The organism is Finegoldia magna (assembly GCF_018371055.1).
Taxonomy (GTDB): Bacteria; Bacillota; Clostridia; order Tissierellales; family Peptoniphilaceae; genus Finegoldia; species Finegoldia magna_I.
The window spans coordinates 1-13,975 of record NZ_JAGYZD010000023.1; the positions used below are offsets into that span (position 1 = coordinate 1).

General features: G+C 30.6%; 10 protein-coding genes. 9 read left to right on the forward strand and 1 reads right to left on the reverse strand.

What is annotated here, in order from left to right; all coding sequences use genetic code 11:
- Nucleotides 1–180 precede the first annotated feature (180 nt).
- From KHW44_RS02055 to KHW44_RS02090, 8 genes are all read left to right on the forward strand, one after another.
- Nucleotides 181–633 (forward strand): hypothetical protein, encoded by a 453-nt coding sequence (locus tag KHW44_RS02055; protein WP_304065332.1) that lies wholly within the window; start codon nucleotides 181–183, stop codon nucleotides 631–633.
- Complete coding sequence (locus tag KHW44_RS02060) at nucleotides 587–2,605, forward strand: hypothetical protein (RefSeq protein WP_304065335.1); 2,019 nt, start codon at nucleotides 587–589, stop codon at nucleotides 2,603–2,605. Before KHW44_RS02055 ends, KHW44_RS02060 begins: the two co-directional genes overlap by 47 nt.
- On the forward strand, nucleotides 2,606–3,454 hold the full coding sequence (locus tag KHW44_RS02065; protein ID WP_304065337.1) for an ABC transporter ATP-binding protein: 849 nt from the start codon (nucleotides 2,606–2,608) through the stop codon (nucleotides 3,452–3,454).
- Nucleotides 3,455–3,660: 206 nt separating this feature from the next.
- Entirely contained in the window at nucleotides 3,661–4,911 is a 1,251-nt protein-coding gene (locus tag KHW44_RS02070; protein ID WP_304065340.1) for a dicarboxylate/amino acid:cation symporter, read from the forward strand.
- Between the two features lie 155 nt (nucleotides 4,912–5,066).
- Nucleotides 5,067–7,037: an excinuclease ABC subunit UvrB gene (gene uvrB / locus KHW44_RS02075; protein WP_304065342.1), complete on the forward strand. Its 1,971-nt coding sequence runs from the start codon at nucleotides 5,067–5,069 to the stop codon at nucleotides 7,035–7,037.
- Between the two features lie 9 nt (nucleotides 7,038–7,046).
- A complete protein-coding gene (uvrA, locus tag KHW44_RS02080) occupies nucleotides 7,047–9,866 on the forward strand; it encodes an excinuclease ABC subunit UvrA (RefSeq protein WP_304065345.1) in 2,820 nt (939 codons plus the stop codon).
- Between the two features lie 61 nt (nucleotides 9,867–9,927).
- Entirely contained in the window at nucleotides 9,928–10,617 is a 690-nt protein-coding gene (locus tag KHW44_RS02085) for a response regulator transcription factor (RefSeq protein WP_154254343.1), read from the forward strand.
- Complete coding sequence (locus tag KHW44_RS02090) at nucleotides 10,617–11,891, forward strand: HAMP domain-containing sensor histidine kinase (protein WP_304065353.1); 1,275 nt, start codon at nucleotides 10,617–10,619, stop codon at nucleotides 11,889–11,891. The genes KHW44_RS02085 and KHW44_RS02090 overlap by 1 nt, the downstream gene beginning before the upstream one ends.
- An 86-nt stretch (nucleotides 11,892–11,977) precedes the next feature.
- Here KHW44_RS02090 and KHW44_RS02095 read toward each other — a convergent pair whose 3' ends face one another.
- Complete coding sequence (locus tag KHW44_RS02095; protein WP_002836607.1) at nucleotides 11,978–12,751, reverse strand: DeoR/GlpR family DNA-binding transcription regulator; 774 nt, start codon at nucleotides 12,749–12,751, stop codon at nucleotides 11,978–11,980.
- A 209-nt stretch (nucleotides 12,752–12,960) separates the two neighbouring features.
- On the opposite strand from KHW44_RS02095, the gene KHW44_RS02100 reads away from it, so the two are divergent.
- On the forward strand, nucleotides 12,961–13,975 hold a 1,015-nt coding region (locus tag KHW44_RS02100; protein ID WP_304065358.1), incomplete at its 3' end, for an ABC transporter ATP-binding protein.

Genomic DNA, 13,975 nt, shown 5'->3' on the forward strand with positions numbered 1-13,975 from the left:
TGATAAGTATTCCTTCACTAGTTTAATTTTAAATTCTTTTGTGTATTTTGGCATACAAAAACCCCTCCATCCGTATTCCGGATTTTGGGGTTCAGGTCAAAAATCATCGATTTTCTTTTTTTTTTTTTTGAAATTTGGGTATAATATCTTTAATAAATCAAGTTATCGCAGGAGGAAACAATGCTAAAATATTTGCATAAAAAACTAATCAGAAACAAAACATATTTTTTCGTGATATTATTATCGTTAATAATGTGCTTTGCGATTATATTTTTACAAATGCAAAAGTCAACATATTTTGAGTTGGATAGAATAAAAGAATTGGAATCCAGTACTGATAGCTTGATTGCGTATTTCTTGAAAAGCAAAAGAAGTGGCAAAAAAATAAATCCAAAGTTAAGCGTCGAAGAAAATGAAAAAATATATGACACAGAATTAAAATATTATGGAAAATTATCGGATAATTTGTACGAAATAGATAATTTCATGTCGACAAACACGAATAAATCATCATTTGGTGAATATAGCAGAAAATACGATGCTAAATCAATCTACACTCACGAAAAAAACGTTTTAGAACTTTTAGATGAATTGGATTCTCACACTGAATACAAAAAAAATAAAAGTAGATGAGGATTACATTAATTTTATTAAACACAGGAATGCTGATAATTCAACAAAAACAAACGGTGTTATCAATGAATATAAACAATTGAATTTTGCGGCGATTATTTCTAAGCAATCGTCTATTTTATTCGGCGTAGTTCCGGCAGCTTTTTTAGCAATATTTCTAATGATATCATTGGAAAATGACGAAGTGTTGAAGAAGTTACCATTCAAGAATATTTCAATTACGAAGAATAGATTTCTTATGAGTCTATTAATTTACGTAGTGTATATTGTCTCAGTTTTATTATTTCTATTGTTAATTAGCACAGTATTTTTTGATGGTTTTGGCAAATTTGATTACTACCACATATCTGTACTTGAAAGATACAAATTTTTGACTGAAAAGCAAAAATTAGGATTTGTAAAGTTGGAGTATTTGAAACCTTACGAAATCTTGTTGAGAGGAATCGTAACTTTGATTTTATCTTCGACTTTTGTATTTGGGATATTATCATTTGTTAGGAAAATTTTTACATCAAAAATTATCGAGCTGATTTGCTCAATAATCGTTGTAGGTGGTTTTGTTGGTGATTTGTTATTGTTTAATCACAGATTCAATCCTTTATTCATAACCAAATATTTTTCTTGGATGCAAATAGTGTGCTTATTATTGATAGATACGATTCTTTTAGGATGCTGTTTCACTGTAAAAGATAGAGCGAAAAAAGAAAAAATATCCTACAGAAAAGTTGATACAACTAGTGTAAAGGGATTAGTGTTAACTAATATCATTTCCAAGCAAATGGTTGTGTTTATTTTAATAACAGTTGGTTTGTTTTCGTTATTTACAGCTTTTAAAACTGAAAAATACAATAAATTACGTGAAGAAGGAGAGCAGGTTTACAAGAATTACTTAGCTTTTGGAGAATCCTATAAAGCGAAGATTTTAAATGATCCTTATATGACAGACGCGGAAATTAAGCAAAATCTAGAAAATTTTGAAAAAGAATTTGAATGTGGAATCAAAGAATACAGAGTGTATATCAATAGAGAAAAAGATCCAGATAAATTCTACAAATTTTATCAAGATAAATTCACATCTGGGGATTTGAGGTTCGATCAAAGTAGTGGTTTCTTGGATAAGAGCGATTCATTGAGTATGTACACAAAAAGGTATATGTACGATAAGCTTGAAATATTAAATAATATGAAGGTGACTCCATCCAATAGATTATACGATGGAATATATAATGTGGATTACAATCCAGAAGATGGTGTTAAGTATTTGAAAATAAAAGACAGAATATTTTCTTATTTGTTTAATGGAAGTAGTGAGGGAATTTCTGGGATTTATTTGCTGTACGATTTATTCTACACAAAATTCAATGTTTTTGTAACATTATTATCTGCGTGTTTGTTTGGAAGTTTGTTATCTAGTAACAAGAAGATTATAGAAATACAAAAACTAACACCGCTTAACAAAAATTCTATCTACAGAAGAAATGTATTATCAAGTATTTTCAGTACGATAATTGGATTCTTAATTGTTCTGACAATTGTATTTGCAATAGGAACTGCGATTGTTGGAGTTGGCAATTCACAACTTCCGACAATGAGAATATCAAACATAATGTTCAGTGCAGAAGTTATGAGATACAGGGAATTTATCATCAAGAGCGTGATATTGTCTATACTTGTGTGTGCTTGTTTTTCTATATTCATCAACATTACAAAACTATTCATAGACAATAAAATGTCCAATTTGATTATTGCGTTGATTGTGATTTTATCAATAGGATTACCGTACATCGTTAAATTCGTTCCTGCGTTTTTGCCATTGTCTTATATTGATAGTTCGGCTGTGGCGAACGGATTTATGTCATTTCATCAACAAAACGGATATTTAAATTTCACATTTGGAGTTATATCAGTTATTTTGTGGACTGTAGTATTGTATTTTATTGGCAAGAAGAAATTTCAAGAAAAGAGGAAATAAATGTTACAAGTTATTGATTTAGAAAAGAAATACGGCGACAAAACTATATTAGATAAGGTTAATTTTGATCTCGAAAAAGGAAAAATAAGAGCATTAGTTGGGCCAAATGGATCTGGTAAAACGACTTTGATGAACAGCATATCTAATTCTATAAAATTAGACGGTGGGAAGATTTTGATTGATGATGAACAATACAGTGATGAAAAAATCTTCAATAAACTGACTTTTTTCAGAGATGAAACTATCCTTGATGGCAATATGAAGGGCATAGATTACTTGGAATTAATCAAGAATGCGTATAACAAAAGTTCAGATGATGTGAATAATATTTGCAAAAAATTTGAAATAGAAGGATTTGTAAATAAGAGAGTTGGAGAGTATTCACTGGGAATGAAGAAAAAGTTAATGCTTGCGATGTCATTCTTGCCAGGAAATGATTATGTTTTGTTAGATGAACCGTTAAATGGTTTGGATCCAACTAGTGTTATTAAAACGAAGAATTTCTTGAAGGACATTGCCAAACACGATGTAGGAATTATTATATCAAGCCATGGGTTGAATGATTTGGATGATATAAGTCGTGATATTTTGTTCTTAAAAGATAAGAAAATTTTAGAAGAAAAGTTAGAATCTGTGAAATATTTAAATCTTTCAACTTCAAATGATGAACTTGTTAGAAAAGCTTTGACGAACAACGGATACGAATACGAAAATAATTTGATTATTTTAGAAGATGAAAATATTAAATCAATTTTGAAGATTTTATCTCAATTGGATGTGGAAATTTTTAGTATAGACAAGAAAACAAAATCTTCTCAAGAAAGATACATGGAATTGTTCGAAATATAATATAAAATGTATGAGACTTTGAGTTACAAGAGTCTCATTTTTTATTTAGAAGAAAATATTACTAAAAATGTAAAAATTTATAAAAATTGTTAAAAATTTGCGAAAATACTTGTTTTTTTTTCATTTGTATTGTAAAATATTATAGGTTTTATAAATATGTTAAGTTTTTTACATATAAATATAGCAAAAAGGAGATTAGTAAAACTATGAGTAAAACTGAAAAGAAAAAACTAGGATTAATACCAAAATTATTAATCGCGATCGGATTAGGTACTTTAGCTGGTTTGTATATGCCTCAATGGTTCGTAAAAACTGCAGTAACATTCTCGTCAATGTTCGGAGCATTTCTAAACTTTGTTATTCCACTTATGATTATCGCGTTTGTAACGAAAGGAATTGCTGATCTTGGAGAGGGAGCTGGAAAATTATTATTAGTAACTGTTGTAATTGCTTATGCATCTACTATTGTTGGGGGATCATTATCATACGTTATGAGTTCAAATATATTCCCAGCATTTATAAGTCCAGATCAAGTTTCTAAGATTCAAGCTTCAAGCAAAATAGTAATGGATCCATTTTTTGAGGTTCCAATTAAACCATTTTTTGATGTAACTTCATCGATTATTTTTGCATTTATGATGGGAATTGCAATTTCATGGTTAAGGAAACAAGGCAAAGGTGAATTTTGTTATGGATTAGTTGGAGAATTTAATGATATAATAACAAAAGTATTATCGACTGCAATTGTACCGTTATTACCTTTCTTTATTTTTGGTAATTTTTCAAAAATGGCATTCACAGGATCTGTATTTGCAGTGCTTTCAATTTTCTGGAAGATATTCTTATGTGTAATTGCACTTCATTTAATATATGTATCAGTATTATTTGTAATAAGTGGCATTTACACAAAGAAAAATCCTGTAAAACTTATCAAAAATCAAATCAAAGGATATTTGACAGCTATAGGAACGCAATCATCTGTTGCAACAATTCCAGTCAACTTGGAATGTGCTAAACAAAACTCTGTAAGTAAAAGTATCAGAGATTTTGTAATTCCACTTGGAGCTACGGTTCATATGCCAGGTTCAATGATTACAATTACTGCTTGTACTTTTACAATATTAACAATGTATGGAATGAATCATTCTTACTTACTAATGTTAAGATATATGGCAATTCTTGGAATAGCTATGGTTGCTGCACCAGGAGCTCCGGGTGGAGCAGTTATGAGTGCTTTGCCATTTTTGCCAGTAGTTGGAATTCCATCAGAAGGTGAACTTGCATCATTATTGATTACACTTTATTTGACACAAGATTCATTTGGAACTGCTGCGAATATTTCTGGGGATACTGCAATCTCTGTAGGTATCGATAAAATATTCAACAGACATATTGTAAAAAACGATGAATACAAAGACGGTTTCAATGAAAAAGTAATAAATGAAGAAGATTTATAAAAAAATTTTGGCTAGGCTCTGAGAGCCTAGTTTTTTAATTGAAAGATTTTTATTTTTTGAAATTTTTTCAAAATAAATGCGAATTATTATTTATTGAATTAAACAGACAGATGATATATAATGTTAAAGTAAAACATATGTTCAAGGGGTGAGTTATGAAATTTAAATTACATTCAAAATTCAAGCCAACAGGTGATCAACCACAAGCGATTGATAAACTTGCAAATGGTTTAGAAAATGGAAAAAATCATCAAATTTTAAAAGGAGTTACTGGTTCAGGTAAAACTTTTACGATGGCGAATATTATTCAAAAAGTTCAAAGACCGACTTTGGTTATAGCTCACAACAAAACTTTGGCATATCAGTTAGCTAGTGAGTTTAGGGAATTTTTCCCAGAAAATGCAGTTGAATTTTTCGTTTCGTATTACGATTATTATCAACCAGAAGCATACGTTGTTCAATCGGACACTTATATTGAGAAAGATTCAAGTATCAATGAGGAATTGGACAAGCTTCGCCACAGTGCTACGATGAGTTTGTTCGAAAGAAGAGATGTTATTATTGTGTCTTCTGTTTCATGTATTTATGGTTTGGGAGACCCTATTGATTACGAAAATTTGGTTATATCTTTGCGCCCAGGCATGGAAAAAGATAGAACCGAAGTTATGAAAAAATTAATCGACATTCAATACGTTAGAAATGATATTAATTTTACAAGAGGAACTTTCAGAGTAAGAGGAGATAGCTTGGATATTTTCCCAGCATCAAGTGGTGAAAAAAGTGTTAGAATAGAATTTTTTGGCGACGAAATAGATAGAATTACTGAAATTGATGCTTTGACTGGAGAAATTGTCGGAGAAAGAAATCACGTTGCCATTTATCCTGCAAGTCACTATGCAACGACTCAGAAAAAAGTCGAAAAAGCTATCGTAACTATTGAAGAAGAATTAGAAGATAGATTAAAATACTTTAAAGATCACAATAAATTGTTGGAAGCTCAAAGATTAGAGCAAAGAACGAGATACGATATAGAAATGTTAAAAGAAATGGGATTTTGTACTGGAATAGAAAACTATTCAAGACATATGTCCCAGAGAAAGCCTGGAAGCAGACCTTACACTCTTATCGATTATTTCCCAAAAGATTTCGTGACAATGATTGACGAATCACACGTTACTGTTCCACAAATCGGAGGAATGTATGAGGGAGATAGGTCCAGAAAAACCAGTTTGGTTGATTATGGTTTCAGATTGCCTTCTGCATTGGATAATCGTCCTTTGAGATTTAACGAATTTGAATCGATGATGAATCAAGTAATTTATGTGTCGGCAACTCCAGGAAAATATGAAAAAGCAAAAACTAATGAAGTAGTTGAACAAATTATCAGACCTACAGGATTATTAGATCCAAAAATTGAAGTTCGTCCTACAAAGGGACAAATCGATGATTTGGTTAGTGAAATCAATAAAACTATTGAAAAAGGTGAGCGTGTTTTGATCACAACTCTTACTAAAAAAATGAGTGAAGACTTGACACGATATCTTGAAGATTTGGATATAAAAGTAACATATTTGCATTCAGATATTGATACGATTGAAAGAATGGAAATCATTAGAGATTTACGAGAAGGAAAATACGATGTACTTGTAGGTATCAACCTTTTGAGAGAGGGATTGGATTTACCAGAAGTTTCTCTGATTGCGATTTTGGATGCTGATAAGGAAGGTTTCTTGCGTTCAGAGACTTCTCTTATACAAACTATCGGTAGAGCTGCTAGAAACTCAAATGGTCACGTTATAATGTACGGTGATACGATTACTAGGTCGATGGATGTGGCTATAACAGAAACTAATAGACGTAGAGAAATACAAGAAGAATATAACGAAAAGCACAACATTATTCCAACTACTATTAATAAATCTGTTAGAAAAAGAATCCAAAATACTTTCGTGGCAGAAGAAAATGAAAGTTATGATGCTAATAAAGTTACGGAGTTTTCAAAGGATGAAATCGAAGTTATTATTGAAAATTTGAACACAGAAATGTTAAAAGCTGCGGAAGAATTAGATTTCGAAAGAGCTGCTACACTTAGAGATCAAATCAGAAATTTGAAAAACACTTACTAAAGGAGCAAAATGAGTAAAGATAAAATTATTATAAAAGGTGCTAAGGAGAATAACCTAAAAAATGTGGACCTTACCATTCCTAGAAATAAAATGGTCGTGTTCACTGGATTAAGTGGATCGGGTAAATCTTCTTTGGCATTTGATACTATATATGCGGAAGGACAACGAAGATATGTAGAATCTTTGAGTTCTTACGCACGTCAATTTTTAGGGCAAATGGATAAACCAGATGTAGAATACATTGAAGGATTGTCACCTTCAATTTCTATCGACCAAAAAACAACTAACAATAACCCACGTTCAACAGTGGGAACTGTTACAGAAATATACGATTATTTTAGACTACTTTTCGCAAGAGTGGGAACTGCTTACTGTCCCGTTTGTGGAAAAGAGATTGTCAGTCAAACTGTCGACCAAATTGTTGACAGTGTAAAAGAATTAGAGGAACGTTCTAGAATTCAGATTTTGAGTCCCGTGGTAAAAGGAAAAAAAGGTGAATTCAAGAAACTACTTCAAAATTTGAGAAAAGATGGTTTCATAAGAGCAATTGTAGATGGTGAGCAAGTTGAATTAGCCGAGGAAATAGAACTTGATAAAAATAAAAAACACGATATTGATGTAATTGTCGACAGAATTATAATAAAAGACGGAATTGATTCAAGGCTTACAGATTCCATAGAAACTGCTCTTAGATTATCTGAAAATAATGTAAAAGTTGATGTAATTGGTAAAGATGTAATTTCTTACAGTACATCGATGAGCTGTCCAGACGGACATATTTCTTACCAAGAATTAGAGCCAAGAGATTTTTCTTTTAATAATCCATTTGGGATGTGTCCGCATTGTAATGGACTTGGTTTTCATAAAAAGGTTGATGAAGATTTGGTAATTCCTAATAAAGAATTATCTATTTTACAAGGAGCAATAGATCCTTATCAATCTTCAAAACCAGGCGGATATTATTTTGAAATAATAAAAGCAATAGCTGATTCTTATGATTTTCCATTAGACAAACCAATAAAAGATGCCCCAAAGAAAATGATTAATGAAATTTTAAATGGATCGAAGAAAAATCTCTCATTTATTTTCGATAGTCATTTTTCTGGACGAAAAAAATTCAACGGAAAATTTGAAGGAGTTTTGAAAAACTTAGAAGAAAGATACAACAGAAGTACGACAGATTCTATGCATCAAAAAATTGGTGAATATATGACTGATGTTGAATGCGATTATTGTCATGGAGCTAGATTAAAAGATGAGTATTTGTCAGTTCGTATAAATGAGAAAAATATTTACGAAATTTGCCAAATGCCTGTAAAAGATTCTCTTCAATGGTTCAAAGATTTGGAATTGGAAGAGTCCAAGAAATTTATTGGAGACGAAATATTGAAGGAGATTATAAGTAGACTTCAATTTTTGAATGATGTAGGGCTTGATTATTTGACTTTGGATAGATCTGCTTCTACTTTATCTGGTGGAGAATCTCAGAGAATTAGATTGGCAACACAAATTGGATCTGCATTGGTCGGCGTTGTCTATGTATTAGATGAACCTTCAATCGGACTTCACCAAAGGGACAATGACAAATTGATTAAGGCGCTTAGAAATTTGACGGATATTGGAAATACTTTGGTTGTAGTTGAACACGATGAAGATACGATGAAAGAATGTGATTACCTTGTTGACATCGGACCGGGAGCTGGTGTTCACGGTGGAGAAATCGTAGCTTGTGGAACTATTGACGATATTATAAAAGAAAAAAGATCAATTACAGGAAAGTATTTGTCTGGAGAATTGGCAATTCCTGTTCCTGAACAAAGACGAAAACCAAATGGATACTTAGAATTTAAAGGTTGCAAAGAAAATAACCTAAAGAATATAAATGCGAAATTTGCACTTTCATGCTTCAACTGTGTTACAGGTGTTTCAGGATCTGGAAAATCTTCATTGGTCAATGAAATTGTCTACAAGAAATTAGCTAGAGATTTGAATAATGCGAAAATGAAAAACGGTAAATTCAAATCGACGACTGGAATTGAAAATTTGGATAAAGTTGTACAAATCGATCAATCTCCGATTGGTAGAACGCCTAGAAGTAATCCAGCGACTTATACAAAAGTATTTGATTTGATAAGAGATTTGTTTGCATCGACTCCTGAAGCAAATATGAGAGGATATCAAAAAGGAAGATTTTCATTTAACGTAAAGGGTGGAAGGTGTGAAGCTTGTAAGGGCGATGGAACTATAAAAGTAGAAATGCACTTTTTACCAGACGTTTATGTTCCTTGTGATGTTTGTAAAGGAAAAAGATACAACAGAGAAACTTTGCAAGTAAAATACAAGGGCAAAAATATTGCTGATGTATTGGATATGACGATTGATGAAGCGTTAGCATTTTTTAGAAATTTCCCTCCAATTAAAAACAAATTGCAAACTTTACAAGATGTAGGTTTGGGATATATTAAATTAGGACAATCTTCAACTGAATTATCCGGTGGAGAAGCGCAAAGAGTAAAACTTGCCAGTGAATTATCTAAAAAAAGTACAGGAAAAACTGTATATATTCTGGATGAACCAACTACGGGTCTTCATTCAGCAGATATTGATAAATTAATTGAAGTCTTGCAAAGACTTGTGGATCAAGGAAATACCGTTATTGTTATTGAACACAATCTTGATGTTATTAAGGTCGCGGATTATATTATCGATTTGGGACCTGAAGGAGGAAATGGTGGAGGACAAGTTATCTTCCAAGGAACTCCTGAAAAATTAATTAGTAAGAAAAATTCATATACTGGTCAATATTTGGCTCTAAAATTGAATCGTTAAATTTTTGTAATAATCACCTTCTGCTTTTTAGTGTATAATAAAAGTTAAGAAGGTGATTTTTATGTACAATATTATGGTTGTCGACGACGAAAAAGACATAGTAAAAGCCATAGAAATATATTTGAAAACAGATAATTACAATGTGTTGAAGGCTTATAATGGTTACGATGCATTAGAATTAATGGAAAAGAATAAAATAGATTTGTTTTTGGTAGATATAATGATGGAAGGAATGGACGGATTAGAACTAACACAAAAAATAAGAGAAGTATCTAACGCGCCAATCATAATTTTGTCTGCAAAAAGCGAACTGAATGATAAGGTTATGGGATTGAATTTGGGTGCTGACGATTATATTACGAAACCTTTCGATGCCGTGGAATTATTGGCTAGAATCAAATCTAGTTTGAGAAGACTAGAACTTAGTAAAGACAATTCTCTAAATGGGAATGTATTCTCAGCGGGGAGATTGACAATCAACGACGACAAAAAAGAAGTGTTGATAGATGGCGAAGAAATAAAGTTAACTCCATATGAGTACGGAATAATTTTACTTTTATTAAAAAACAAAGGTATAGTATTCACATCAGAAGAAATTTATGAAAATGTGTGGGAAGCTCCACCTTATGATGTCAAAAAAATAGTTTCAGTCCACATATCAAGACTCAGAGAAAAAGTTGAAATCAATCCTAGAAGACCTGATTTGATTAAATCTGTGTATGGAATGGGATATAAGATAGAGGATATTTAATGATAAATTGGATAAAGAAAAGTTTTAGATCTATCGATGGTTATGTTGAAAAACAATTGGTAGATCTACTACTGTATTTTAGTTTTGGTTTTATTCTTGTATTCACTGTATCATTTTTTATTGAAAATATAATTAATGTATATAATTTTTCAGTTGCCATAACGTTGATATATGCGATGCTTGCTTTCTTTTATTCAATGGTTAAGGTAGTAAGGACTATTTACAAAAAGAAAAAGAATGCATTTTTAATATATCAATTCATTAGTAATTTCAAAGGAAAATACTACAATATTTATGTTGAGTCATTATTAACTTTGATTTTTTTAATGTATACTATGGCAACGATTATGGTTACAAATAGGAATTTGTTTGGGATTATATTCATCGGTGCAATTTTAGCGAAAATTTACATATCAATTTTAATCAATAATCTTGGCAAAATACTGCTTAACAAAAAAGTTGAGGCTATGTATTCTGGAAAAGACATTGATGTGTTTATTGACGACGAAATTTACAAAGACTCTGTGTATTTGATTAACCATTTACATGATTCGGTTATTAGTACAATGCAAGATAAAATCAATTCAGAAAAAATGAAAACTGAATTGATTACAAATATTTCACATGATATCAAAACACCTTTAACTTCTATTATAAATTACGTGGATTTGCTGAATCACGAAACTGATGAATCTGAAAAGAAAAGATATATTGAAATTTTAGAATATAACGCTAAAAGATTAAAAACTATGGTAATAGATTTGATTTATGCTTCTAAAACTGGAACGGGAAATATTGATATTGAAATGGAAGTTGTAGAGCTGAATGAATTAGTACTGCAAGTTTACGGTCAATTTGATTCTGATTTCAATAAGTTGGGACTGGATTTTGAATATAGTGATAAAAGAAAAACAGTTTTGATGATGACGGATGGTGCAAAGTTATCTCGTGTAATCGAAAATATTTTTAGTAACATTGTGAAGTATTCAAAACCTAACTCAAAAGTATACGGTGAATGTGATGTAGTCGATGACAATATTATTCTGAAATTTTCTAATGTATCCAAGAATAAGATTGAAGTGAGCGCAGAAGAATTGATGGGGCAATTTGTAAGAGGGGAAAGGTCACGCCATTCTGAAGGTAGTGGACTTGGTTTGTACATTGCGAAGAATTTGATAGAATTGCTTGGAGGAACAAGTAAAATATCAATTGATGATGATAGATTTATTTACGAGATTAATTTTAAAGTATCTAGAAAAAAGAAAGTAAAATAGAATACAAAATTACATGATCGACATTGCCACCCCGCTTTAATTTATTTATTATAGCGGGGATTATTTTTATATAACTTCAATTAATATTAATTATTTTCCGGATAAAAAAGATTTATTCCCAATTCCGAGAAATTCTCTTTAATTTGAGAATCTAAATTCTGGTCGGTAATAATTCCATCAACTTCATTAAAATTACAAACTCTAATAGTTGCTGTATTTCCAAATTTTGTACTATCAGCTACACAAAATGTTTTTGAGGAGACCTGCTTCATTGTAGTTTTTATATCATATTGATCAAATCCATAATCCATAATTCCGTGTTTCAAATTTATACCACTTGCACTCATAAAAAATATATCAGGATGGTACATTTTGATAAAATTTATTGCTGATAATCCGTATGTAAATAAATCTTTATTATTAAGTCTTCCAGAAGCAAGTAATATTTTGATAGAAGGATTAGTAGCTAATATTTGTGCTATTGACAGAGAGTTCGTTATACATGAGATATTGTTAAATTGTTTTATTAATGATTTAGATATTTCTACATTTGTCGTACTGTCGTCTAGAGCTATCATAGAACCTTCTTTAACAAAGTCAGTAGTTATAGTAGCTAAATTTATTTTTTTTTCAATGTTGATTGTTTTTCTTGTAATCAAATCAAATTCTGGAATGTTTTCGTCAATTAAAATAGCACCTCCATAGACTCTTTTTAATTTATTTTCATTTTCTAATGTTTCTAAATCACGGCGTATAGTTTCAGGAGTAACATTAAAATTTTTCGATAAATTTTGGACTGTGATGCTACCATGTTTATTTAAATCTTGTAATATTTTATTTAATCTATCATTTTTTAGCATAGTATTTTAAAATTTTCACCTCATTTTTATTATAGCATATTAAAAATAATTTTTATGTTTTTATTTTAGCTTATTTACGTATATTTTACCAATACATTAATATTTTTTAACACTTAAAGATTATTATAAGATTAGGAAACAAAGATAAGCAAAAATAAAACAACAAAAACAAATATAAAATTGTGAAAAACACATAATAAGGAGGTTAAATGAGCAAAATTTCTCTAAGAAATATTTACAAAAGATATGAAAATAGCAAAAAATCTGCGGTTACCGACTTTAATTTAGAGATAGAAGATAAAGAGTTCATAGTTTTTGTAGGGCCTAGTGGTTGTGGAAAATCTACTACACTCAGAATGATTGCTGGATTGGAAGATATATCTGAAGGTGATTTATTTATTAATGGAAAAAAAATGAACGATGTTGCTCCTAAGGATAGAGGAACGGCCATGGTATTTCAAAACTATGCATTATATCCTCATTTAAATGTTTATGACAATATCGGATTTGGTTTAAAAATCAGAGGTGTTGACAAAAATACAAGAGATAAGAGCATTCGAAAAACAGCGGAAATGTTAAGTTTGACACCTTATCTTAAAAGAAAACCTATTGAGTTATCTGGTGGTCAACGTCAAAGAGTTGCATTAGGGAGAGCAATAGTAAAAGAATCTGAAATATTTTTAATGGATGAACCTTTGTCAAATTTGGATGCAAAGTTAAGAATTCACATGAGAAAAGAATTAGTAGAATTACAACAAAATTTAGGTTCTACAGTTATTTATGTAACACATGATCAAACAGAAGCAATGACCATGGCAAGTCGAATTATTTGCTTAAAAGATGGGATTATTCAACAAGTCGGGACGCCGGAAGAACTTTACTCTAATCCTAATAATATGTTCGTCGGGGGATTTTTAGGGTCTCCACCGATGAATTTTATAAAAGGGAAAATTGAAGACGCGAAATTCTATGATGAATCAAGTAATTATATATGCGATGTTAACCAACATTCTGCTAAAGATGTTGTATTAGGAATTAGACCCGAGAACATCAAAATTTCTAATAATGATTCAGGAATTAAAGTTCCGGTGAAGTTAATAGAATTGCTTGGTGCTGATTATAATATTCACGCTGAGTTATATGGAAATAAAATTACTATAAATACAGATGCTAATAGATATATAAAAGATAAGGACGAATTAAACATTGTATTTGATGCAAATA

What these genes read in the sequence shown, in the direction of transcription:
- KHW44_RS02065 (WP_304065337.1), top strand. Translation starts at nt 2,606, where the DNA reads ATGTTACAAGTTATTGATTTAGAAAAGAAATACGGCGACAAAACTATA.
- uvrB (WP_304065342.1), top strand. Translation starts at nt 5,067, where the DNA reads ATGAAATTTAAATTACATTCAAAATTCAAGCCAACAGGTGATCAACCA.
- KHW44_RS02095 (WP_002836607.1), bottom strand. Translation starts at nt 12,751, where the DNA reads ATGCTAAAAAATGATAGATTAAATAAAATATTACAAGATTTAAATAAA.
- KHW44_RS02070 (WP_304065340.1), top strand. Translation starts at nt 3,661, where the DNA reads ATGAGTAAAACTGAAAAGAAAAAACTAGGATTAATACCAAAATTATTA.
- KHW44_RS02055 (WP_304065332.1), top strand. Translation starts at nt 181, where the DNA reads ATGCTAAAATATTTGCATAAAAAACTAATCAGAAACAAAACATATTTT.
- KHW44_RS02085 (WP_154254343.1), top strand. Translation starts at nt 9,928, where the DNA reads ATGTACAATATTATGGTTGTCGACGACGAAAAAGACATAGTAAAAGCC.
- KHW44_RS02060 (WP_304065335.1), top strand. Translation starts at nt 587, where the DNA reads ATGAATTGGATTCTCACACTGAATACAAAAAAAATAAAAGTAGATGAG.
- KHW44_RS02090 (WP_304065353.1), top strand. Translation starts at nt 10,617, where the DNA reads ATGATAAATTGGATAAAGAAAAGTTTTAGATCTATCGATGGTTATGTT.
- uvrA (WP_304065345.1), top strand. Translation starts at nt 7,047, where the DNA reads ATGAGTAAAGATAAAATTATTATAAAAGGTGCTAAGGAGAATAACCTA.